This window comes from Pseudomonas sp. GM84, from assembly GCF_000282535.1.
Classification (GTDB): Bacteria; Pseudomonadota; Gammaproteobacteria; order Pseudomonadales; family Pseudomonadaceae; genus Aquipseudomonas.
Map to the genome: position 1 here is coordinate 1 of NZ_AKJC01000227.1, position 23,584 is coordinate 23,584.

Below are 23,584 nucleotides of genomic sequence, written 5' to 3' on the forward strand. Positions count from 1 at the left end.
GGCTGGTCCAGCCACAGCCAGTCGGCAGCGGTCAGTTGCAGCGGCTGGGCGGCGGCACGGGTAGCCAGTACGAGTTTCACCGCGCTGTCGTCGAGGATGTCCTGCAGGCGTTGGCGTGGGTACTGCGGGTCCAGTGGTACGTAACCGGCGCCGGCCTTGAGGATCGCCAGCAAGCCGACGACCATGGCCAGGCCGCGCTCGCTGCACAGCCCCACCAGGTCATCCGGCCCGACACCCCGGGCGATCAGTTGCTGCGCCCAGGCATTGGCCAGGCCATTGAGCTGGCCATAATCCAGCGTGCCGTCCTCGGCGATCAGCGCTGTGGCCCGAGGGTTGCGCGCCGCCTGGGCCTCGATCTGCTGGTGCACGGCCAGCGTTGCCACAGGGGCTTCTGCGGCCTGCCACTGCTGTTGGCAGCGCAGCCGCGCGCCGGCATCGAGCAAGCCCAGTTCACCGAGGCACGGGTTGCCCGGCGTGGCGATGGCTTGCAGCAGATGACCGAACTGCACAGCCAGGCGCTGCACGTCGGCCGGCGCGAAGGCGTCGTGGCGGAACCGGTAGTCGACCTGCAGGGCATCGCCCATGCCCACCGACAAGGTCAGCGCATAGTGAGGTTGCTCGTGGCTCTCCGGCACGCCGAAGCGCGGGCCGTCGCCAGCGGCCTGCAGCACCTCGGCCACCGGGTAGTTCTCGAACGCCAGCAAGGTATCGAACAGCGCCTCGCCGGCCCTGCCGGCCCAGCGCTGGATGTCGGCCAGCGGGGTGTACTCGTGCTCGCGGATGGCCAGGTTGCTGGCCTGCAACTGCGCCAGCCAGTCGTCCAGGTGCTGTTCCGGACGCGGCGCGGCAACCACCGGCACGGTGTTGATGAACAGCCCCAGCTGCGCCTCGATGCCCGGCAGTTGCGCAGGCCGCCCCGCCACCGAGGCGCCCAGGCACACCACGTCCTGCCGGCAGTGACGCTGCAGCAGCAACAGCCACGCGGCCTGAACCAAGGTATTGATCGTGACCTTGCGTGTCCGCGCCGAGGCCTTGATCTGTGCCGATGCCTCGGCGCTCAAACGCTGTTGCCACAGCCCCTGCCCGGCCGACTCGACGCTGCGGCGTTGGCGGGCGAGCAGCGAAGGCGCCTGCAGACCTTGCAGTTGGTTTTGCCAGAACTGTTGGTCCTGCTGCTGATCACGGGCCTGCAACCAGGCCAGGTAAGTGCGTGGGTGGGCCACCGCCTGACGCGGCAGCTGGCCGCGATAGCGCTGCATCACCTCGGCGAGCAGTTGCGCATGGCTCCAGCCGTCGAGCAGCAAATGGTGATGGGTGTAGATCAGGTGCCAGCGTTGCTCGCCCAACCGTACCAGGGCAATGCCGAGCAATGGCGCCTGGTCGGTCGCGGACAGCGCCAGGCGTTGCTGCTCGGCCAAGTTCTGCAGGCGCGCCTCGTGGGGCGAATCGTCGCGCCAATCGTGCTGGGTGAACGGCAACTGCAGGTGACGGTGAATCACTTGCAGCGGCTGCTGCGCACCGGCCGGCCAGTGGAAGCTGGCACGCAGGCCCGGGTGGGCATCCAGCGCGGCCTGCCAGGCAGCCATGAAGCGCTGCGGCTCCAGCCCGTCGATGTCCAGCCGCAGCTGGTTGATGTAGTCGCCGGCCTCGGCCACATGCAGGCAGTGGAACAGCAGCCCCTGCTGCAGCGGCGACAGCGGCAGGATGTCCTCGACTTCGCCCAGGTTCAGGTCCAGTGCGGCCAAACCGGTGCTGTCCAGGCCGCTCAACGGGAAGTCCGACGGCGTGGCGCTGGCCACGCCCGGTTGCACGCAGTGTTCGACCAGCGTTCGCAACTGGTGGGCGAAATGCGCGGCCAGGGACTCGATGGTAGTGGTGTCGTACATGGCCTGGCTGAAGCCGAAGCTGATGCCCAGCTCGCCCTGGTAGACCTGCCCTTCCACGCTCAGCCAGTTGGCCAGCGGCGCGTCGTCGTCCTGGCCCTGGCCGGCACCTTGCGGGTCAGGCTGCCACAGCGCGCCGGCGTCGAACTGACTGTCGAACTGGCCCAGGTAGTTGAAGGTGACCCGCGGTTGCGGCAGGCGCGCCAGTTGCTCGCGCACAGCTGCAGGGCCCAGGTAGCGCAGAACGCCATAGCCCAGGCCACGGGCCGGCACGGCGCGCAACTGTTCCTTGATTGCTGAGATGCAGGCGCCGGGCTCGGTTTCCGGACGCAGGGCGACCGGGTACATGCTGGTGAACCAGCCCACAGTGCGGGTCAGGTCGATGTCTTCGAACAACGCTTCGCGGCCATGCCCTTCGAGCTGCACCAGCACCTGGCGCTGGCCGCTCCAGTCGCACAGGGCACGGGCCAGGGCCGCCAGCAGCAGGTCGTTGACCTGGGTGCGGTAGGCGCTGGGCGCCTGCTGCAACAGGGCCTGGGTAAGGGCCGGCGGGAAGCTGACCTTCACCTTGCGTTCATCGGCCACGCGGGTGGTTGCCACGGCGCGGTCACGCGGCAACTCATGGGACTGCTGCGCGCCGACTGCCTGCCAGTGTTCGAGCTGGGTCATGCACGCCTCGGCATGCCCGTCCAGGCGCCCGGCCCAGGTCTGATAGCTGCTGGTTCTGGCCGGCAGCGGCTGGCCCAGGCAAGCCTGATGCAAGTCTTCGAGCAGGATGCGCCAGGACACGCCATCGACCACCAGATGGTGGATCACCAGCAACAGCCGCTGGCTGCCATCCGCCATGGCCACCAGTACCGCCGCCAGCAAAGGACCTTGGTCGAGGCTGAGGCTGCGCTGGGCTTCATCGCACACGGCGGCGAGCGCTTCGTCGCTGGCGGCCTGGCGCTGCCACAGCACTGGCGCGGCCTGTGGCGCATGGGCCTGCTGCCATTGACCATCGAGCTGGGTGAAGCGCAGGCGCAGTGCGTCGTGTTGCGCCACCACCTGCGCCAGGGCTTGCTCCAGTTGCTCGGCTTGCAATGGCTGGCGCGGCACCAGCAGCAAGGCCTGGTTCCAGTGCTGACGCTGCGGCATGGGTGTTTCGAAGAACTGCTGTTGTACAGGGGTCAGCATTGCCGGCCCTTCGGCTGGACGCTGGTCAATCTGCACACTGCTCACGCTGCCGGCGGCCTGCGCCAGGGAGCGCAAGGTCTGGTGCTGGAACAGGTCACGCGGGTTGAGCGCCAGGCCGGCCTGGCGGGCGCGGCTGACCACCTGGATGGCGATGATCGAGTCGCCGCCCAAGGTGAAGAAGTTGTCGTCCAGCCCCACCTGGGCCACGCCCAATACCTCGCTCCAGATCTGCGCCAGCTGGCGCTCGGCGTCGCTTTCCGGGGCCATGTAGGCAGACTGCGCCGTCGCCTCGGGCTGCGGCAAGGCCTTGCGGTCGAGCTTGCCGTTGGGGGTCAGCGGCAGGCTGTCGAGGGCCATCAGGTGGCTGGGCACCATGAACTCGGGCAGGGTCTGCAGCAGCCAGTCCTTGAGCGAAGCCTGCCAGCCTTCGGGCTGGGCGTTGAGCACCAGGTAGGCCACCAGTTGCCGGCCATCGAGGGCCAGCACCACGCACTCGCGCACGCATTCATGTTCGGCCAGGCGCGCCTCGATCTCGCCCAGCTCGATACGCAGGCCGCGAATCTTCACCTGATGGTCGAAGCGGCCGAGGTATTCGATGACGCCGTCGGCGCGCTGGCGCACGCGGTCGCCGGTGCGGTACAGGCGGCCACCTTCGCCGAACGGGTCGGCGACGAAGCGCTCGGCCGTCAGCCCTGGCCGGCGATGGTAGCCGCGGGCCAGGCCTATGCCGCCCAGGTACAGCTCCCCGGACACGCCCGGGGCGACCGGCTGCAGCCCGGCGTCGAGCACATAGGTGCGGATGTTGGCGATCGGCTGGCCGATCGGCACGCTGTCCTTGCCTTCCTCCACACAGGTCCAGTGGGTCACATCAATGGCGGCCTCGGTGGGGCCATACAGGTTGAACAAGCCAGCACCCGGCAGCCGGGCAAACACCTGGCGCTGGGCATCCACCGGCAGCGCTTCGCCGCTGCAGACGATGCGCGTCAGTGTGCGGCAGGCTTCGACACCGGGTTCGTGGATGAAGGCCTGCAACATCGACGGCACGAAGTGCAAGGTGGTGACGCCATGGCGCTGGATGCGGGCGATCAACCGCTGCGGGTCGCGGTGCTCGCCGGGTGCCGCCACGGCCAGGCAGGCGCCGGTCATCAGCGGCCAGAAGAATTCCCACACCGACACATCGAAGCTGAACGGGGTCTTTTGCAGCACCGTGTCGCTGGCATCCAGGCCGTAGGCCTGTTGCATCCAGCACAGGCGGTTGGTCAGTGCCTGGTGGCTGTTGCCGGCGCCCTTGGGGCGGCCGGTGGAGCCAGAGGTGTAGATGACATAGGCCAGTTGCGCAGGCTCCAGCGCCAGTGCGGGCGAACTCGCGGGCTGATCGTCGAGCGCCAGGCTGTCGAGTGCCACGCACTGCACGCCGGCCGGCAGCGGCAGGCTACCGAGCAGCGCCTGCTGGGTCAGCAGCAGGCGAATGCCGCTGTCCTCGATCATGTAGGCCAGGCGCTCCTCCGGGTACTCCGGGTCCAGCGGCACGTAGGCGCCACCGGCCTTGAGAATCGCCAGCAAGGCGACGACCATCTCGACACTGCGCTGGGCCGAGACGCCGACCAGGGTGTCGGTGGTCACGCCCTGGCCACGCAGGTAATGGGCCAGGCGATTGGCGCGCTCATCCAGCTCGGCGTAGCTCAAGGTGCTGTCGCCAAAGCGCAGCGCCGGGGCTTGCGGGGTGCGCTGCGCCTGGGCTTCGAACATCTGGTGCACGCCCCGGTGCAACGGGTAGCCAGTGGCGGTGGCATTCCATTCATGAAGCTGGGTGTGAAGGCTTGCCGGGTCGAGCATGGGCAGTTGCCACAGCGGCCGCGCCGCGTCCGCCACCAGCTCGCGGAGCAAGGTGAACCAGTGCTCGGCCATGCGCTCGACAGTGGCCGCATCGAACAGATCGACCGCGTAGGTGAAGGCCGCGCGCAGCACACCGCCCTGCTCATAGGTGTCCAGGCTCAGGTCGAACTGGGTGGTGCGGCTGCGCCACGCCAGTGCCGACAGCTCCAGGCCCGAGGCCAGGGTCACCGCTGAAAGATCGGCCACCTGAGGCTGGTGGTTGTACATCACCTGGAACAGCGGCGCGTGGCTGAGGTTGCGCTCGACCTTCAAGGCATCGACCAGGCGTTCGAATGGCAGGTCCTGGTGGGCCTGGGCGCCCAGTACGGTCTGCCGCACGGCCTGCAGATAGCTCAGTGCATCACGTTGGGCATCGGGCTGCAGGCGCAGCACCTGGGTGTTGACGAACAGGCCGATCAGCCCTTCGATATCGGCGCGGTTGCGGTTGGCCACCGGGCTGCCGATGCGCAGGTCGGACTGGCCGGTATAGCGCTGCAGCAACAGCCCGAAGGCGCCAAGCAGGAGCATGAACAGGGTCAGGTTGTGGCGCGCGGCGAAACTGCGCAGTTGCTGGGCCAGCTCGCTGTCCAGCTGCAGCTCCAGGCGCTCGCCGCTGAAGCTCGGGCTGGCCGGCCGTGGGCGGTCCAGCGGCAGCTCCAGCACCGGCTGCTCGTCGCCCAGGGTGGCCTGCCAGTAGGCCAGCTGGCGCTCCAGTTCGCCGGCTTCGAGCCAGCGGCGCTGCCACAGGGCGTAGTCGACGTACTGGATCGGCAAGGCCGGCAACTGCGGCTGCGTCCCGGCGGCGAAGGCGTCGTAGCAACGGCTGAATTCGTCGATCAGCACATTCATCGACCAGCCATCGGAAACGATGTGGTGCAGCGTGAGCAGCAGCACGTGCTCCTGCTCGGCCAGTTGCAACAGGCGAATGCGCAGCAGCGGGCCGTGTTCCAGGTCGAACGGGCACAGCGACTCGGCTTCGACCTCGGCCTGTACCCGTGCCTCGCGGGCCGCTTCGCTCAGCGTGCGCAGGTCCAGGTGCTGGATCTGCGGCGGCGCCGGGCGATGTATCTGGTGCAGGCGCTCGTCGGCCTGCTGCTGGAACACGCAGGCCAGGCTCTGGTGGCGTTCGAGCAGGCATTCGAATGCTTGCTGCAGGGCCGTCTCGTCGAGCGCGCCCTTGAGCCGCACCGCGCCCGGCAGGTTGTACGCGCCGCCTTGCGGGTCCAGCTGCCACAGCACCCACATGCGCTGCTGGGCGTAGGACGGCGCCAGGCGGTCTTCGGCCGCTACATCGGCGGGGATCGGGAACTGGGAAAAGTCGATGCCCTCGCGGGCCAGGGTCTCAAGGAACAGGCGGCGCTTGTCCAGCGGCAATTCAATGAAACGGCGGGCCAGTTGCAGGGACTTTTCGGGATTCATCGGCTTGCTTTCCGTACGAGTGAGGTACCACGGGCAGTGCCCGGCTATCCCTACGAAACGGATACAACCTGGAAAAAATTAACGCTGGCGGATGGGGGGATCGCGGTGAGCGGACGGCCGCGCAGGGACGAGAGGCGGCACGCGTGCCGCCTCTGCAAGGAAGGCTTCAGAGAGGGCCGCGACGCGGCCCCGAGGGATCAGATTGCAGCAGCCAGCGCCTCGGCGAAGCGCTGCGCCACTTCATCGACCTGTGGTGCGGTGATGATCAGCGGCGGCAGGAAGCGCACCACCGCGCCGTGTCGGCCGCCCAGCTCGAGAATGAGGCCGCGCTTGAGGCATTCGCGCTGCACCTTCGGCGCCAGCTCGCGGTTGGCCGGCGGGTGCCCCAGTGCATCGAGCGGGCCGTGCGGGTCGACCAGTTCCACCCCCAGCATCAGGCCGCGGCCACGGATGTCGCCGAGCTGCGGGTACTGGCGTTGCACGTTCAGCAGGTGCCCGCGCAGACGCTGGCCCATGGCTTCGGCGTGCTCCGCCAGGCGATGCTCGACCAGGTAGTTGATCACCGCGGAGCCTGCGGCCATGGCCATCTGGTTGCCACGGAAGGTGCCGGCGTGGGCGCCCGGCTTCCAGGTGTCGAGCCAGTCGCGGTAGACCACCACCGCCAGCGGCAGGCTGCCACCAATGGCCTTGGACAAGGTGACCACGTCCGGCACGATGCCGGCGTGCTCGAAGGCGAACATCCGCCCGGTGCGGGCAAAGCCGCTCTGGATCTCGTCGACGATCAGCGCCACACCGGCCTGTTCGGTGATGCGCCGCACGCCTTGCAGCCAGGCGATGTCGGCGGGAATCACACCGCCCTCGCCCTGCACCACTTCGAGGATGACGGCCGCCGGCAGCGGCACCCCGCTTTCCGGGTCGAGCAGCAGGTTTTCCAGGTAATGCAGGCTGGCCTTGACCCCGGCTTCGCCGCCCAGGCCGAACGGGCAACGGTAATCGTAGGGGTACGGCATGAACTGCACGCCATTGCCGAGCAACGCGCCCAACGGCTGCTTGGGACCGTGGCTGCCCATCAAGCTCAGCGCGCCCTGGCTCATGCCGTGGTAGGCGCCCTGGAAGGCCAGCACGGTGCTGCGCCCGGTGGCGCTGCGCACCAGCTTGAGCGCCGCTTCCACGGCATCGGTGCCGGTCGGGCCGCAGAACTGAATCTTGGCCTCACGGCGCAGCGCCTCGGGCAGCACGCCGAACAGGTCCTGGACGAAGCGGTCTTTTACCGGCGTGGTCAGGTCCAGGGTATGCAGGGGCAATTCGTCGGCCAGCACGCGCTGGATCGCCTCGATCACCACCGGGTGGTTGTGGCCCAGGGCCAGGGTGCCGGCGCCGGCCAGGCAGTCGATGAACTGGCGACCCTCGACGTCCTCGACATGGATGCCACGGGCACGCTTGAGCGCCAGCGGGATGCGCCGGGGGTAGCTGCGGGCGTTGGATTCCTGTTGTTGCTGGCGTTGCAGCAATGGCGAGTCGGTGAACTCGTACAGCGGTTGCGGCGCGCTGGCCGGCAGGGCCTGGGCAAGGCTGGAAGCGATCGACATGGGTGAATCCTCGCAAGCAAGCGAATGTGCGGGTAGTGGTCGCTTGGGAAACGCTTGGGTGGGGGGAGGATTTAACGCTTGCGGTGGGATTTTTTGGGGTTCGTGCGGGCCCTATCGCCCTAGAGGTCAATGCAACCTGTTCTTGGCCATCTCGACATCAGCGAAACTTCAGCAGCGCTTTCAAGTTCAAAAATATCTTACGGCTGATGGCCTCTTCGCGGGACAAGCCCGCTCCCACAGGTACTCTGCTGTATCGGATTAAGCAGACCTGTGGGAGCGGGCACTCTGCTCTATCCGATTGAGCAGAGACTCTGTGGGAGCGGGCTTGTCCCGCGAAGAGGCCGGCACAGACAGTAGAGATCAGTGACCCGACCGCGCCGGCACCTGCAACAACACCCGCAACCCATCACTGCGGCTGTCGAACTTCAGGCTGCCCGCACAGCGCTGCACAATCGCCTGCACAATCGCCAACCCCAACCCGCACCCGCCACTCTGCCCATGGCGCCAGAATCGCTCGGTCAGGTGCTGCAGATCACCTTCGGCAATCCCCGGTCCATGATCACGAACCATGAAGCCCACCTGCCCCGCCGCCATCTGCACCTCCAGCTCCACCTCTCTGTCACCGCCATGGCGCAGGGCGTTGTCCAGCAGGTTGCGCAAGGCCGCCACCGCCAGCGGTGCGGGCATGCCCAGGTAGATCTGCGTGGCCTCTTCCGGCAAGCGCAGCACGATGCGCCGGTTGTCGCCGCCTCCGGCATCCTGCACCGCCTGCCGCGCAACCTGCTCGGCGCTGCACTGCACACCGTCTTCGAACGACAGGCTGCCTTCGACCCGCGCCAGCATCAGCAACTGCTCAAGGGTCCGGTGCATGCGGTCGGCGCCCTGCTCGGCGTGCTCCAGCGCCTGCTCGCGCACCGCGCCGTCGGTCATGCGGGCCACCTGCAGGTGGGTCTTGATCGCCGTCAGCGGGCTGCGCAGTTCGTGCGCGGCATCGTCGGTCAGGCGCCGCTCGCGCTCCAACGCCTGGCCGATGCGCAGGAACAGCTGGTTCTGGGTTTCGAGCAAGGGCTGCAGTTCACTCGGCAGGCCGGACACCTGCAGGGGCTCGACACTGTCGGCCCGCCGTCGTCGCAGGGCATCGCGCATGCGGTTGAGCGGCTCCAGGCCTTTGCCCAGGCCAATCCACACCAGCCCCAGGCTGCCCAGCAAGGCCATCAGCACCGGCGCCGAGGCCGCCAGCAGAATGGACTGGTTGAGCGCCTCGCGCTCCATGTGGCGGTCGGCGGTGGTGATGCGCACATCGCCGTGGTTGTAGGTGAAGGTGCGCCACAGCGCGCCGTCGATGGTCTGGTCGCGGAAGCCGCTCTGCTGGTCGTCCATGGCGCCGTCATGCTTGTGGTTGCTGGCCAGGATCTCGCCGCGCAGCGAGGTGACCTGGCAGGCCATGCCATCGGGCACGCTGAACTGGTCGGCCGAGAAATGCGCTTCCTCGCCCTTGGCGGTCAGCGGCGGCAACTGGTCGATCAGCCCGGCGACCATCCGCGCCGAGGCCACCAGGCGCTGGTCGAGGGAGAACATCATCTGCTGGCGCAGGTCGCGCAGCATCCAGGCGGCGGCCAGCACCCAGATGATGATGAAGGCGCTGCCCAGGATCAGGCTCAGGCGTACCCGCAGGCTCATGATGCGCTTTCCTCCGGCGCCTGCGCCGGCCCCAGTCGGTAGCCCAGGCCACGCACGGTCTCGACGATGCTGTTGCCGAGCTTGCGGCGCAGGTGGTGGATGTGGACGTTCAGGGCATTGCTCTCGACTTCGTCGCTGAAGCCATACACGCAGTCCTTGAGCTGCTCGCTGGACAGCACCCGGCCAGGGTTCTGCAGCAGGGCCTGGAGCAAGGCCTGCTCGCGCCGCGACAGGTCGACCGACTGGCCGGCCAAGGTCGCTTCGCAGCTGCTGGGGTCATAGCGCAGCGGGCCGTGCTCGATCACGTTCACCGCCCGCCCGGCGACCCGCCGCAGCAGGGTGTGCAGGCGCGCGGCCAGCTCGCGCAGGTCGAAGGGTTTGAGCAGGTAGTCGTCGGCGCCGGCCTGCAGGCCGTCGACCCGGTCGGTCACCGCATCGCGGGCGGTGAGCACCAGCACCGGCAGGTCGATGCCCTGCTGGCGCAGGCGGCGCAGCAGCTTGAGGCCGTCTTCGTCGGGCAAGCCGAGGTCGAGGATCATCACATCGAACTGCGCCGCCTGGAGCATGGCCCGGGCAGCGCCGGCGTTGGCCACGCGGTCGACGGTCAGGCCCTGGGCGGTGAGGCCGGCGCAGATGCCGCTGGCGATCAGGTCGTCGTCCTCGCAGAGCAGAACGTGCATGGTCAAGAGCTCCCGGAATGGTGTGGGTGGCATTGCACTATGGATGGATTAACTGGGGATTATGGGCCTTGTTCACCGGTTGGTGTGAGATCTTCGCCCTGGGCATTGACTGAAAAGGCATCACCTCAGGATCGAAGCGTTTCAGCGTGTTTCGGCGAACTTTGGGAAATTTCATACATGCTTTAGGGAAATTTCTTTGATTCATATGTGGTGAGATTTCCCCCTGTACGCGATGTCAGGGAGACACCACATGTATCTGGATTACCTCGTGCCCTCGTGGCTCGAGATCGAATCACGCGTTACCGATCACATGGGCTATCAGGGAGGCGCCCATTTTCGAACCTACAACAACGAACCGGTTGCCTCACTGGCCCTCACCCTGCGCCGCGTGGACAGCGTGCGCAAAGCCTTTATCCACGCCGAATGGCAAGCGGCGCACCTGCTGCGGCAACGCTTTGCCGAGCTCGACATCAACAGCATCGTCGATGAGCTGATCGACGTTGTGAAGCAGATGGCGATGATCGTCGCCGGCAGCGCCATCACCGGTGGCTTGCTGGGCGCGGGCATTGGCGCCTTTGGCGGTGGCGCTGGCGCCTTCCCCCTCGGGGCTGCAGGGGCGGCGATGGGGCTCAAGGTCAGTGGCTGGATACTGGGGGTACTGGGACTTGCCTCCATTTGCCGAGTTCTTCATCGAAGGCCTGCCCCGCATCGGCGAGTACTACCTCGATGGCATCCGCATTGCCTGGGAAGGCACGCGCGACGAGGGATTCAACCCGTTCGGGCGGGACGATCCGCATGCGATTTCCAGTGCTGCCCACCACATTGCGTTGGGTCATGTGGAAGTCGTGGTGCTGTTGTTGGGGGCGATCGTTTCGTACCTCACCCGCGGGCGCGGCGATGCCCGGGTGCTGGCGCAGGAGATGGCGGCTAGCAGCAAGGGGGCACGGCTGGGGCAATGGATGCTCAAGCATGAAGAGGGGTTGAAGAAGCGGTCGGATTTGCAGGTGCCGGAGCGGCGTAATGGGGCATCTGATTCACATGACCAAGGTCCAACGAATCAATCCAAGAAGGAGGCGACAAAGCCCCATCCCGGCACAATGGCATTACATAATGTCGAATGCTTCAAAGCTGATAAAGTGCCGGAAAACAACATATGCGAATTCAAACGACAGCTGAATGGCCAGGAGGATGGGCTGAACTGGATGACTGTCGAAAAATTTCTGGAAAGAATCGAAAACCCTGAACAACGGAATAAAGGATTAGCCACAAAGGCGAGAAAAGATTACCAAGACTCATTTCAGGAGGATATAGAATCTGAGCTACTGAAAATCATGGATCCATTTGAGGCACAGATTGTAGCGATCGAAAAAACCAAAAACCACATGTCAGTCATAGCAGCATTACACAACCCGGACCTCGTAGCCGGTGGTAAAGACATGATATCCGACTTTGGAGACCGCCAAATTAATTCAATCATTGGCGCTCAATGGAAAACCAAGATACCGGAACTGAAAAAAGCTGCTGAAAGGGTGCCGCCGCACCTCAGAAACTCAACACGCATGAATGTCAAACTTCATAAATGCTAAAACCAGGAACCTGAAATGGACAAGATATTTTCTAGATTCATTGAAAATTTTGGCCCAGCGATCGACCACCGAGAAGTACCCACCTTAACAATTGAGCGGTACAAAGATAAGCTCCCTCCCAAACTATTGGAGTATTGGTCAGAGCATGGGTGGGCTGGCTATGGAAATGGCATATTCTGGCTGGTCAATCCACAAGAATACGATGCTGTGGTTTCATACTGGCTAGAAAATACCAATCTCAGTTCGCACGACACCTACCACTTGATTGCACGAAGTGCTTTCGGAGACCTGTACCTGTGGGGTGAAAATACGGGTTTCTCCTTGAAGATAACAAGCGTTGCCTCCCGATTCGTATTTCACAATAAGCACTTCACAAAGGAACAGCTCAACACCGAAATTCAAGGCTTCATACTATCAAGAAAAGTCGACTCGAACGATTTTAACGACTTATTCGAATCCGCACGAGAAAAGCTTGGCAATCTCAACCATGACGAGATGTACGGCTTTTTCCCGGCCCTCATGCTAGGTGGTTCTGACTCTCTGGAACACCTCAAAAAGGTCAGCGCCGTTGAGCATTTGGTCTTCTTGGCACAGCTGACAGACCTTGAACCCTACCCCTTCTCCGCCAGACCGGCCTAGTGCCGCTGCTTTTTTGACATATACACAACAACTAAAAAGGAATTAACCAATGAACGTAGTCTTCTCCATCTTCCTCGAAACCTTCGGCAACCCCATCGGCCACCAACCCGTTCCGGAGTCCGCCCTCGAACATTACAAAGACAAACTCCCCAACCAACTCCTCGACTACTGGAAAGAACACGGCTGGTGCGGCTACGGCGGCGGCCTTTTCTGGCTGGTCAACCCAGGTGAATACGAATCCGTAGTCGATTCCTGGCTCGGCGGCACCACCCACGATACCTATCACCTCATCGCCCGCAGCGCTTTCGGCGAGTTGTACCTTTGGGGTGAAAACACCGGCTCGATGCTGACCATTGCGGCCTACCATTCCCGGTACTTCTTGAGCGCCCCAAGCGCCAACAGCGAAGAACGGGACAACAAGATCCAGAGCCTGCTCATGTGGGCCATGACCGAAAACATCGGTCTGGGTCTTTTCGACGAGGCCCGGGAAACATTGGGCGATTTGGAAGCCAACGAGATGTACGGTTTCGTGCCTGCCCTGGTGCTGGGAGGCTCTGCCACGCTGGATCGTCTTCAGCGACTTGATGCCGAAGTGCATTTGATTCTGCTCTCGCAGATGGCTGAGCTTGAGCCGTATGAACTCGATGATGAGGAAGAAGAAAATGAATAGGCAGAACGAACGCGCTCAGCGGTAAACCGCTTCAGGCCGATCCACATCCTGCAATATCCCGGCGTCCTGCACTTCAAGCCTGATGCAACTCGCCGGGTGCACCTTAACTACCGACCTTGCCCCTTCATCACCCGTGAGGCGTGAAAGCGCCGACCAGAAATCGCGCCCGAACACCACTGGATGCCCCTGCTGCCCCTCATGCTGTGGCAAGACGATGGTGGATGCACATGCAGCCGATACCAGCTGGTCAAAAGTGGCCGGCGCTATCCAAGGCATGTCGCCCAACAGAATCGCCACCGCCTGTGCATCACTGTCGACCAGCGAAGCAGCCCCAGCCGCCAGGCTATGCCCCATCCCCAACCCGGCATCCGGGCTGGCAATGATCCGGCATTCACCCGGCAACCCGAGATCCTCCGCCCGCTCGCCAGCACGCAGTACCACGCGCACATCGCTGAACACCGAGCAGGCTCGTTCGACGCTATGCACCAGCAAGCTGCGCCCGTCGTCCAGCATGGCCCGGCGCTTGTCGCCGCCGAAGCGCACGCTGCTGCCGGCCGCCAGCACCAGCGCCACCACACTCACAGCGCTGCCCGCTCGATGCCGTTGCGCTGGCGCAGGATATCGGCGAGCACCGCCAGGGCGATCTCCGCCGGTGTCTTGCTGCCCAGGTTCAGGCCGATGGGTGCATGGATGCGGGCCAACTCGTCGGCGCCCAGGCCGCCAATCCGGTGCAGGCGTTCGCGACGTTTGTCGGAGGTAGCCCGGGAACCCATCACACCGATGTAGAACGCTTCGGTGCGCACCGCTTCGAGCATGGCCAGATCGTCGATCTTCGGGTCATGGGTCAGCGCCACCACTGCCGTGTCGGCATGGCAACCGCCATTGGCGATGAACTCCGAGGGCAGCTCCCGGCGTACTTCGATGCCGTTCAGCACCACGCCGTCGAGCACCTCTTCGCGCGGCTCGCACAGGATGACCTCGAAGCCCATGCCCTTGCCGAACTCGGCGCAGTAATGGGCGACGCTGGAATACCCCGCCAGCAGCAGACGCTGGGCAGCACCGATCCGCAAGTACACACGGCTGGCTTCACGCACGACCCGTGGCCCTTGGGCCGTGTCATCGCTGAGCCGGCGATCGCCTTGCGGCAAACTCACCTCGCGCAGCAAGCGACGCTGGCCCTGCAAGGCGCTTTCCAGCGCACGCAAATGCGCCTGCACCTCGCAATCCGCCGACAGGTTCTCCACCAGCACCTCGAGCACCCCGCCACACGGCAGGCGAATGTTCGAGCGCCGGTCGCTGCCGTCGCCATAGCGCACGATGGCCACCGGCTCGGGAAACTCGCCCAAGGCCACGCGCTCGAGAAAATCATCTTCCACGCAGCCGCCCGACAGCGAGCCAACCCACTGCCCGCTGTCGTTCACCGCCAGCAGCGAGCCCGGCGCGCGGGGCGCCGAGCCGTAGGTGGCAAGCACCGTGCACAACCAGACCCGCTGGCCGTTGCAGGACCACTGCAACGCCTGGCGTATGACCTGTAGATCGAGATGCTGCACCGTTTACTCCGCCTTCAGCTCGGCGAGCTGCTGCACGCTCAGGTCACCGGGCAATCCACCCCAGGCCTGGCGCAGGTAGTTGACCATGTCCGTCAGCTGCTGGTCATCGAGCTTGTCGGCAAAGCCTGGCATCGGCTGCATGCGCTCGAAGCCAGTGAACTGCTGCTCACGGATGCCGTCAACAATGGCCTTGACCAGGTTGCGCGAGTCGCCCTGGCGCAGCACGGTGTTGCCCTGCATGGCCACCGCGATGTGCGGCTTGCCCTCGCCGTCGACGCCGTGGCAACCGGCGCAGACGTTGAGGTACTGCTGGCGGCCGCGCTTGGCGCTGTCGGTCAGCTGCTCCAACGGCACTTCCTTGATGACTTTGGCCGCCGGCGGCTGGTCGCCCAGCAGGTAGGTAGCCATGGCCGCCAGGTCAGCGTCCTCCAGGTGCTGGGTACTGAGGTGCACCACCGGGAACATCTCGTTGAACATGCTGCCCTGGGCACTGATGCCGTGCTTGAGGAAGGTGGTCAGGTCCGGCTGGGTCCAGCCTCGGTCGGCCAGGTCCTGGGCCAGCAGGCTCGGCGCCAGGTAGCCATTGAGCAGGCCGCCGGTCAGGCGCTTGTCCTGTTGCAGCGCACCGATCGGGTTGCGCGGGGTGTGGCATTCGCCGCAGTGGCCCATGACTTCGACCATGTACTGGCCGCGCTGCCAGGCCGGGCTCTTGCCCTCGGTGGGCTGCAGCTGGACGCTCTTGCCGTAGAGCATGTTCCAGCCGGACAGGCCCGTGCGCACGTTGAACGGGAAGCTCAGCTTGGTCTCCGGCGCCGGGCGGTTGATCGGCGGGATGGTCATCAGGTACGCCAGGATCGCGTCGGAGTCTTCCCGGCTGATCAGGTGGTACGAGGTGTACGGCATGGCCGGGTACAGGTTGGCGCCATCCTTGCGCTTGCCTTCGGTGACGGCCGCAAAGAATTCGTCGGCGCTGTAGTTGCCGATGCCGTACTGCTTGTCCGGGGTGATGTTGCTGCCGTAGATGGTGCCGAACGGCGAATGGATCGGCAGGCCACCGGCAAACGGTGCGCCGCCCTCGGCGGTGTGGCACGCCATGCAGTCGGCGGCGCGGGCCAGGTATTGACCACGTTTGACCTGCGCGTCATCGGACGCCTGGGCAGCCAGCGAGACGGCAAGACCAAGCGCCAGCGCCAGGCCGGAACGAACGAAGCCCATGCTCAACCCTCCTTGACCAGGCCAAGATCATTGAGCACCGTGCGCGTGGCGTCGTAGTAACGCACGTAACCGGTACAACGGCAGATGTGGTGACCCAGGCTTGCCTCGATGCTGTCTTCCACTTCGCTTTTCTTCAGGGGCTGGCGCTGGGCCTTTTCCACCAGCACGGTGGCGGCGTTGACGAAGCCCGGTGCGCAGTAGCTGCACTGGAAGGCGAACAGGTCGACGAACTTCTGCTGGATCGGGTTCAGCGTCATGTTGCCGGCCTCGTCCTGCTTGGCGTGGCCTTCGATGGTGCGCACTTTCTTGCCGGCGAAGTAATGGACGCCGGTGATGCAGGTGCGCACTTCTTCGCTGGTGCCGTCGGGGTTGTCGACGATCACCACGCAGGCGTGGCAGATGCCCTGGCCGCAGCCCAGGCGGGAACCGGTGAGGTTCTGGTGTTCGTGCAGGTAGTCGTTCATCGACAGGTCATCGGGGACCTCGACCGGGCCGACCGGTTGACCGTTGAGGGTCAGTTGAAGCGAACGGTTAGCCATTGAGGGCCTCCTTGATACGGGCTGGAGTAATCGGAAGATCGCGTACACGTTTGCCAATGGCATGGGCCACGGCGTTGCCGATGGCACCGACCACCGGGATCATCACCACCTCGGCGATGCCTTTGGACGGGTCGGTCGGCGACAGCGGCGGCAGGATTTCGGACGTCTGCTGCCAGACCGCCACATCCTTGGCGAACGGTAAGCGATACCGGTTGAAGTTCCAGTCGCCCTCCCCTGGGCCACCTTCATGCAGGGGCATCTCTTCGGTCAGCGCATGGCCGATACCCATGGCAATACCGCCTTCGAGCTGGCCCTTGACCAGTTCCGGCACCAGCACGCGGCCACACTCGACCCAGCTGTGGTGGTTGAGCACCTGCACTTCACGGGTGCCTTTGTTGACTTTCACTTCGACGATGGTCGCCACCGGGCTGTAGTAGGTGACCATGGCGTTGTTCAGCTGGGTCGCCGGGTAGCCAGGATTCTGCCGATCGAGCAGGTGGTAGCCGTCGCTGTTCATCTGGGCTTTCTTGGCGTTGGGCGCGCCGTCGCCATATTTCACCGCCATGGCATCGAGCGGGAAGCGCTCGCGCACACCATCGATGACGAAGTCGGCCTCGGCCCAGCTCCAGCGGTTGAAACCGTGCACGCTGACGCCGGTCACCAGGCCCATTTCGTGGGCTTTCTTCGCCAATTCGGCGAACGGGATAGGCGACAGGCCGTTGCCGGTCAGCTCACCGTTGACCCACACCGCGTTCTCGCGGCGCACCACCAGCGGGTTGGCCTGGCCACCGAACGGGCCCTTGCTCCACAGCGCCATGGCGGCAGGCCAGAGGCCGTGGTTGAACAGCACGCGCGCCGCTTCGCGGGTGGCGTGGCTGAAGTAGAAGGCCGAGTTGGTCGCCGACGATGGCGAGGCCAGCTTGGCGACCCAGCGCGGGTTGCGCAGCGCGGCGTCCTGTTCGGCCTGGCTGATCAGGTACGGGTTGCCGCTGGTGCTCAGTTGCAGTTCCGGCCATTCGGTGACGGCGGTTTTGACCTCATCGGCCGAGCGGCCAAGGAAGTCGCTGACCACCAGGGCCTGGGAAGTGGACATGCCGGTGCCCAGCTCGGTGCCGATATGGCGCAGGCTGATGCGGCCATCCTGGGTGAATTCGATGCTGGCCATCGGCGCTTCGGCGCCGGTGCCGAAGTCTTTCTGGGTGATGGCAAAACCTACGCCGTACCAGTGATCCGGGTCCTTGGCGTCCATCGCCTGCTTGCGCGCGGCGCGGTTGCGCCACCACTCGTGGGCGGCAGCCTTGTCGAGGATCTCGTACAGGCGCAAGGCGCCGGCCGGTACCGCGCCCTGGGTGTTCTTCATGCCCGACTTCAGCGCGTTGGCACGTCGCAGTTCGATGGCATCGACGCCCAGGCGGTCGGCGATCTCGTCGACCATCATCTCGGTGGCAGCCATGCTCTGCAGGGTGCCGTAGCCGCGCATGGAGCCGGCCTCGACGCCACGCGAGTGGTAGGCGGTGACGGACAGGTCGTTCTGCGGCATGTAGTAGATCGACTGCGCAGCCGTTGCACCGACCGCAGCCACCGACGGGCTGTAGTTGATCCGGCCACCGCCGTCACAGCTCATGTCGGCGCGGAAGATCTTGAAGGTGTTGTCCTTCTTGTCCACGGCCAGTTGGTAGCGGATGTCGAAGGCGTGGCGCTTGATGCCGCTCTGGAACTGCTCGTAGCGGTCGTTGGCCAGGCGAATCGGCACACCGGCGCCATACAGCGCGGCAACCGCGGCGTAGAACACGAAGATGTTGTTGTCCTTGGAGCCGTAACCCACGGTGTAGCCAGGGTGCATGTTCAGGTGCTGCAGGCCGAAGCGCGACGGCTTGATCATGTGCACGCATTCCTGCGCCGCTTCGAACGGGCACTGGGTAGCGACCACGAAGTGCAGCGTACCGCTGGTCGGGTCGTACCAGCCGTTGCCGTTGTCCGGCTCCAGCGCCGCCGGCTCGATGGACGGGGTCTTGTAGCGCTCGTCGAACACCAGCCAGTCCTGCGGCGGGTTGTCGAGCTGCTCGCCCATGCGCTTGGCATAGAACAGGCCCTGCTCGGTCAGGTCGCCATGCTGGTTGGGCTCCTTCGACCACACCGGTTTGCGGTTGAGGATGGTCGGGAACAGCATGGAGTTCTTCAGGCTGGAGAACTCGTCGTCATCGAACGGCGTGGCGCCGCCGACACGCACGAAGCGGAAGCTGCCATAGGGGTCGCGCTGGTACAGCGGTGCCTGGGCGCCGTAGCGGATCGCCTTGTCGTTGAACTGCAGCTGGCGCTTGGCCTGGCGGTAGCGCTCGAAGTCGTGCCAGATCAGGATCGCCACCGGGTGGCCGATGAACATCGGCACCTTGCCCGGGGGCAGCAGCGGGTCGGGCGAGTGGGCTTCAGGCCAGGCGATGCCATCCTTTTGCAGGTCGGCGGCCGTGACGATGCGGTCCGGCTGCAGGTCGGCGCCCAGCCAGTCGAGGTCGTAGCCGGCGTAGATGCGGTCGGCCTTGGTGATCTTGAGCAACATCGCGTGGCCTTGCTGGGCGGGCCAGCCGGGCATGTCCTTGGCGCGGATGTCGCGGGCGAAGACCTTGTTGCCACACACCTTGGACAAGGCGTCGTTACGGAAACGCGCCTTGCCGTCGTGGTTCATCCACTTCTGCGGCGAGGTGGTGACACGGTCTTCCATCAGGGCGGCAAATGCCTGGCTGCCAAGCGGCGCCATGGTCACGCCGACACCGGCGATCAACCCACCTTGCAGGAAGGAGCGCCGGGATATATCACGGTTGGACATGCTGGATCCTCTGGGCAGAAATAGAGGTCTGCCCATCTTTTGATTTCTTGATTCTAGATGCAGGGAAAATCGGGAGGGGGGAAAAGCCTGAAAGCTGACTATAAAGTCAGTTTTATATCAGGAAAAAGCCGCTTTGGCAAAGTCAAGCGGACAGTATGTCGCGGTATGTCTGAATCGGCCGCAGCCATTTGCAGGAAGCGGGTTAACCTTGGGTTAATCGACCCACGCCAGCATGGCCCCACTTCACGTACTGCCAAGGCGAAGACATGCGCGTCCTTCTACTCTTCCTGACATTGCTGCTGGCCGGCCCACTGCAAGCCAACCCCTTCGACGTCAAACCCGACTTCCTGCCGGTGGACCAGGCCTTCGTGCTGACCCACGACCGCCAGGCCGACGGCCAGATGCGCCTGTTCTTCCAGATCAAGCAGGGGTACTACCTGTACCAGAAGCGCCTTAAGTTCGACGGCCTGCCCGCCGACCAGCAGCCGCAACTGCCGCCAGCCCTCAACCACCACGACGAGTACTTCGGCGACAGCGCGGTGTACCGTGACCAGCTCGAACTGCTGCTGCCGGCCAACGCCCAGGGCCAGCTGCGCCTGGGTTGGCAGGGTTGCGCCGACGCGGGCCTGTGCTATCCGCCGCAGACCACCGTGATCGAGCTGGGCGGCAAGGTCGCGCCAGTCGCCGACCAGGCCAGCGACCAGGCCCTGGCCAGCGGCCTGCAGAGCGCCAGCCTGGCCTGGAGCCTGCTGGCGTTCTTCGGCCTTGGCCTGCTGCTGGCGTTCACCCCCTGCTCGCTGCCGATGCTGCCGATCCTCGCCGGCATCGTCCTGGGCAACGGCGCCAGCGCGCGGCGTGGCTGGGTGCTGGCGGGCGTCTACGTCTTGAGCATGGCACTGGTGTACGCGGCACTGGGCGTGGTCGCCGCCCTGCTGGGCGCGAGCCTTCAGGCCTGGCTGCAACAACCCTGGCTGCTGGGGAGCCTGGCGGCATTGTTCGTGCTGCTGGCCTTGCCGATGTTCGGCGCTTTCGAGCTGCAACTGCCTGCCGCCTTGCGCGACCGCCTGGACCGTGCCGGGCAAGGCACTCAGGGCGGCAACCTGTTTGGCGCCGCGTTGCTGGGCGCGTTGTCCGGGTTGCTGATGGGTCCGTGCATGACCGCGCCGCTGGCCGGTGCGCTGCTGTATATCGCCCAGAGCGGTGATGTGCTGCAGGGTGGGTTGGTGCTGTTCAGCCTGGGCCTGGGCATGGGCGTGCCGCTGCTGTTGCTGGTGACCCTGGGCAACCGTTACCTGCCGCGCCCTGGCGCCTGGATGAACCGTGTCAAAGGGGTGTTCGGCTTCGTGTTCCTGGCCATGGCCCTGTACACCGTGCGCGGCCTGCTGAGCGCACCGCTGCTGCTGGCCTTGAGCGGCGCCTGGATGATCGCCCTGGGCTGGGCCTCCTGGCCTGCCCTGCAGCGTTTGCCTGCGCTGCGCGCGGTGCCGCTGCTGGGTGCACTGTGGGGTGGCTTGCTGCTGGTCGGCGCCGCAGCCGGTGGCGATGACCTGTGGCAGCCGTTGCGGCCATTCGCTGGCAGCGGCGCCGCGCCGGCTGCCGCGCAGCACGGCGAAGACGCATTCGTCACGGTCAGCAGCCCGCAAGACCTGCAACGCGAGCTGGACGCCGCCAAGGCCCGCGGCCAGTGGGTGATGCTGGACTACTATGCCGACTGGTGCGTGTCGTGCAAGGTCATGGAAAAGCAGGTGTTCGCCCGCAACGAGGTGCAGGCCAGCCTGGCCGACGTGCACCTGTTGCGCCTGGACGTGACCGCCGACGCGCCGGCCAGCCGCGAGCTGCTGCAACGCTACCAGGTACCCGGCCCGCCGAGCATCATCTGGCTCGGCCCGGAAGGCGAGGAACGCCGTGCGCGGCGCATCACCGGTGAAGTGGACGCCGCCGCGTTCCTGCAACACTGGACCCAGACCAGGAGCCAAGGCTGATGCTGACCGTCACGCTGGGGCCATTGACCATGGCCCTCAACCACCTGTTGATGCTCGCCGCCCTGGGCGTGGCCAGCCTGGTCGGATGGTGGGCCGCCCGGCGTGGCGGTGAAAGCCCGGAGTCGGCGCTGTTCAACCTGTTCCTGATCGGCCTGCTGTGCGCCCGCCTGGGCTTCGTCGTGGCCTACTGGCCGATGTACCGCGACGACCTGCTGCAGGTGATCGATATCCGCGATGGCGGTTTCCTGTTCTGGTCAGGGCTGGTCGGCATCGTCCTCGCCGCCCTCTGGCAAGGCTGGCGCCATCCCGGGCTGCGTCGACCATTGGGCTGGGCGTTGTTCAGTGGCGCGCTGTTCTGGGGCCTGGCCAGCCTGGGCGGCCACCTGTACAGCAAGGGCACCGAGCTGCCCGAGCTGAGCCTGCGCAATGCCGGTGGCCAGTCGGTGGCCCTGCACAGCTACCGCGGCAAGCCGCTGGTGATCAATATCTGGGCCACCTGGTGCCCGCCGTGCCGGCGCGAGATGCCGGTGTTGCAGCAGGCCCAGGGCGAATACCCCCACGTGACCTTCCTGTTCGTCAACCAGGGCGAAACGCCGGAGAACGTCAGCACCTTCCTCGCCACCACCGGCCTGAGCCTGACCCATGTGCTGTTCGATGGCACTGGCGTGCTGGCCCAGCGGGTCGGCTCGATGGCGTTGCCGACCACCTTGTTCTACGACGCCGACGGCCGCCTGATCGGCAGCCACCTCGGCGAGCTGTCCCGGGCCAGCCTGCGTCACGCCCTGGAACCCTTCCAACGGGCCGCCGCGCCCGCCCCTGCCGCACAAGGAAATTGACATGCGATTGACTGCACTGCTGCCCCTCTCCCTGGCCCTGCTGGCCGCCCCACTGGCGCAAGCCGAAGAACTGCCGAAGGCGATCCAGCAACTGCAAGCCAAAGGTGCCGTGATCAAGGGCAGCTTCGATGCGCCCGACGGCCTGCGCGGCTACGCCGCCGAGTACCAGAACAACGGCATCGCCTTCTACCTCACGCCGGATGGCAAGCATGTGCTGGTCGGTAGCCTGTTCGACGAGCAGGGCAACGACATGAGTGCCGAGCCGCTGGAAAAGCTGGTGTACGGGCCGATGTCCAAGGCCATCTGGGCGAAGCTGGAGAACACCAGCTGGATCGCCGATGGCAAGGCCGATGCACCGCGCAAGGTGTACCTGTTCAGTGACCCGAACTGCCAGTACTGCAACATGTTCTGGCAGCAGGCGCGGCCGTGGGTGGAGTCGGGCAAGGTGCAACTGCGGCATATCATGGTTGGCATCATTCGCGAGGACAGCCCGGGCAAGTCGGCGGCGCTGCTGGCCGCAAAAGACCCGGCCAAGGCGCTGCAGCAGCATGAGAAGGCTGGCAGGGCGAGCACGCTGAAGGCGTTGGACAAGGTGCCAGAGGCGGTGCAGAAGAAGCTTGAGGCCAATCTGGCGTTGATGGATGAGATGGGGTTGCAGGCGACGCCGGCGATTTTCTATCAGGATGAGCAGGGGAACCTGCAGAGCCAGCAAGGGGCGCCAAGGCCGGAGCTGCTGGGGCAGATTCTCGGCAAGCGTTGAGGTTTCGGTAGTCTGCACCGGCCCCGCCGGCAAGCCGGCTCCCACAGGTATGGCGCACGGTTTGAAGCCAGCGCTGTCCATGTGGGAGCCGGCTTGCCGGCGATTGCTTTTACATGTTTTGAAGCAGTTTTTATTGGATATAAGAATTTAGAATTCGGACGCTTCCGACTCAATAAAAAGAAAATTCTTTCGCACAACCCAAAGTAGCGAAAAAAATCTATAACCCTACGAAAGCACTCCTACAGAACTTGCCTACGCAACAACTTCTTATTTAAACACAACATAGTTGACACGCCTTCTAACCCGCATTAAATCTCCTACTGCATCCATCAGCGACGCATAAAACAAAAACCAGGAGTCACCTATGAAAAATCAATTTCAAATCACACCAATGCAAACAATTGAAGAGCCGGCGCCCCGTAAGACTCTCGGGGCGCCCGCACCACTGCGAAGGTGTCGAGATGAAATGCTTAAGAACTTATAACTACGAAATACTCAACTTCCACATCGAACCAATGACCACCACAACGACTCGAGAACCCGTAGAGCCTGAGGGTGCAAGTCTTGAGTTTTGTAGTGCGGCGCAAATCGAGCGCCGCCCGCGCGGCGCATCGCGAGCAAGCTCGCTCCTACATTTGTTGCAACGTACCTATGTCTGATAGGCCATGGTTGTCAGCCTTG

14 protein-coding genes and 1 pseudogene are annotated in these 23,584 nt (G+C 64.7%); 6 read left to right on the forward strand and 9 right to left on the reverse strand.

Features of this window, described 5'->3' with window-relative positions:
- From PMI38_RS18365 to PMI38_RS18380, 4 genes are all read right to left on the reverse strand, one after another.
- Positions 1-6,353: non-ribosomal peptide synthetase (locus tag PMI38_RS18365; RefSeq protein ID WP_008097031.1), on the reverse strand; the 6,353-nt coding region annotated here is incomplete at its 3' end.
- A gap of 197 nt (positions 6,354-6,550) precedes the next feature.
- A complete protein-coding gene (locus PMI38_RS18370; protein ID WP_008097032.1) occupies positions 6,551-7,942 on the reverse strand; it encodes an aspartate aminotransferase family protein in 1,392 nt (463 codons plus the stop codon).
- Positions 7,943-8,302: 360 nt separating this feature from the next.
- Positions 8,303-9,622, reverse strand: coding sequence for an ATP-binding protein (locus PMI38_RS18375; RefSeq protein WP_008097033.1), 1,320 nt, complete (start codon positions 9,620-9,622; stop codon positions 8,303-8,305).
- Positions 9,619-10,302, reverse strand: a complete 684-nt coding sequence (locus PMI38_RS18380; RefSeq protein WP_008097034.1) for a response regulator — start codon at positions 10,300-10,302, stop codon at positions 9,619-9,621. Before PMI38_RS18380 ends, PMI38_RS18375 begins: the two co-directional genes overlap by 4 nt.
- A 250-nt stretch (positions 10,303-10,552) precedes the next feature.
- On the opposite strand from PMI38_RS18380, the pseudogene PMI38_RS18385 reads away from it, so the two are divergent.
- The 3 genes and pseudogenes from PMI38_RS18385 (at position 10,553) to PMI38_RS18395 (ending at position 13,197) form a co-directional block, all read left to right on the forward strand.
- Positions 10,553-11,888: pseudogene (locus PMI38_RS18385) on the forward strand (DUF6861 domain-containing protein).
- 15 nt (positions 11,889-11,903) lie between these two features.
- Complete coding sequence (locus PMI38_RS18390) at positions 11,904-12,527, forward strand: GAD-like domain-containing protein (protein ID WP_008097036.1); 624 nt, start codon at positions 11,904-11,906, stop codon at positions 12,525-12,527.
- 49 nt (positions 12,528-12,576) lie between these two features.
- A complete protein-coding gene (locus PMI38_RS18395) occupies positions 12,577-13,197 on the forward strand; it encodes a GAD-like domain-containing protein (RefSeq protein ID WP_008097045.1) in 621 nt (206 codons plus the stop codon).
- 15 nt (positions 13,198-13,212) lie between these two features.
- On the opposite strand, the gene PMI38_RS18400 is transcribed toward PMI38_RS18395, so the two are convergent.
- Genes PMI38_RS18400 through PMI38_RS18420 form a run of 5 tightly spaced genes read right to left on the reverse strand, consistent with a single transcriptional unit; the run spans position 13,213 to position 19,325 of the window.
- Entirely contained in the window at positions 13,213-13,779 is a 567-nt protein-coding gene (locus PMI38_RS18400) for a nucleotidyltransferase family protein (protein ID WP_008097047.1), read from the reverse strand.
- On the reverse strand, positions 13,776-14,747 hold the full coding sequence (locus PMI38_RS18405) for an XdhC family protein (RefSeq protein WP_008097049.1): 972 nt from the start codon (positions 14,745-14,747) through the stop codon (positions 13,776-13,778). Before PMI38_RS18405 ends, PMI38_RS18400 begins: the two co-directional genes overlap by 4 nt.
- A gap of 3 nt (positions 14,748-14,750) precedes the next feature.
- The gene (locus PMI38_RS18410; protein ID WP_008097051.1) at positions 14,751-15,962 is read right to left on the reverse strand and encodes a cytochrome c; all 1,212 of its coding nucleotides are present in this window, start codon (positions 15,960-15,962) and stop codon (positions 14,751-14,753) included.
- Between the two features lie 2 nt (positions 15,963-15,964).
- Complete coding sequence (locus tag PMI38_RS18415) at positions 15,965-16,501, reverse strand: (2Fe-2S)-binding protein (RefSeq protein WP_008097052.1); 537 nt, start codon at positions 16,499-16,501, stop codon at positions 15,965-15,967.
- Positions 16,494-19,325 carry a xanthine dehydrogenase family protein molybdopterin-binding subunit gene (locus tag PMI38_RS18420; protein ID WP_008097053.1) on the reverse strand — a complete coding sequence of 944 codons (2,832 nt, stop codon included), beginning with the start codon at positions 19,323-19,325 and terminating at the stop codon, positions 16,494-16,496. The genes PMI38_RS18415 and PMI38_RS18420 overlap by 8 nt, the downstream gene beginning before the upstream one ends.
- Positions 19,326-19,591: 266 nt before the next feature.
- Between PMI38_RS18420 and dsbD the strand changes: the two genes are divergently transcribed.
- From dsbD to dsbG, 3 genes are read left to right on the forward strand one after another with little or no spacing between them, the layout of a single operon-like run.
- Positions 19,592-21,307: a protein-disulfide reductase DsbD gene (dsbD, locus tag PMI38_RS18425; protein ID WP_008097054.1), complete on the forward strand. Its 1,716-nt coding sequence runs from the start codon at positions 19,592-19,594 to the stop codon at positions 21,305-21,307.
- Positions 21,307-22,143 (forward strand): TlpA family protein disulfide reductase, encoded by an 837-nt coding sequence (locus PMI38_RS18430; protein ID WP_008097055.1) that lies wholly within the window; start codon positions 21,307-21,309, stop codon positions 22,141-22,143. Before dsbD ends, PMI38_RS18430 begins: the two co-directional genes overlap by 1 nt.
- A 1-nt stretch (position 22,144) precedes the next feature.
- Positions 22,145-22,903 carry a thiol:disulfide interchange protein DsbG gene (gene dsbG, locus PMI38_RS18435; protein WP_008097056.1) on the forward strand — a complete coding sequence of 253 codons (759 nt, stop codon included), beginning with the start codon at positions 22,145-22,147 and terminating at the stop codon, positions 22,901-22,903.
- The last annotated feature ends 681 nt before the right edge of the window (positions 22,904-23,584 follow it).